General features: G+C 65.1%; 1 protein-coding gene. It reads right to left on the bottom strand.

The window, feature by feature from the left end:
• Positions 1-23: 23 nt before the first annotated feature.
• The coding region (locus NKI38_RS33505; protein WP_352665168.1) for a transposase at positions 24-614 on the bottom strand (591 nt) is incomplete at its 5' end.

Here is a 614-nt window from a genome sequence, read left to right as displayed (position 1 = left end):
GTCGACCGTGAACAATGCGGCCCCTAAGCGGCGACCGGCTTGGGCTGGAGTTGGAGCAGAGCGATCAAGAGCGACAAAAAACCCTTCAGCCACCTGAGCAGGAGGGAGAAGTTGTAGCCGGCGGCGGCCAGGATGGCGTTGACGGCGTCGCCCTGCTGGCCGGCGAGGTAGTTGCGGCCCATGCGGTGCTCGGCCTTGATGTGGCCGATCACGGGCTCGACCGCCGACCGCCGCCGCATCTGGCATTTGATGGCCGGAGTGACGCGGCGTTTCTGGCCACTGGTGAAGACCCTGAACCTGTGGCTTTGCGGTGCGTTGTGGCCGCGATAGCCGGCGTCGGCGAGGATGCGGCCGATCTGGTTGCCGATGGTCTCTTCGATATCGGGGATGACGCTTGCCAGCGTGTGGCCGTCATAGGGATTGCCGGGCAGTGCTTTTGCATGCAGGGCGAATTGGCCGCCCTTGGAGCGCTTCAGCGTGGTGGCCACCGACACCTTGACGCCGAACTCGTAGGGCATGTGCGCCTTGCCCTTGCCGATGCATTCCACCTCGTGCGCGTGCAGGCTGTAGATCTTGCGGCCGCGCTGACGCTGACGCTGCTCGAGAACGGTGGC

Source organism: Mesorhizobium sp. M0621 (assembly GCF_040320745.1).
GTDB lineage: Bacteria > Pseudomonadota > Alphaproteobacteria > Rhizobiales > Rhizobiaceae > Mesorhizobium.
This window is presented reverse-complemented; position numbering and strand designations above follow the sequence as displayed.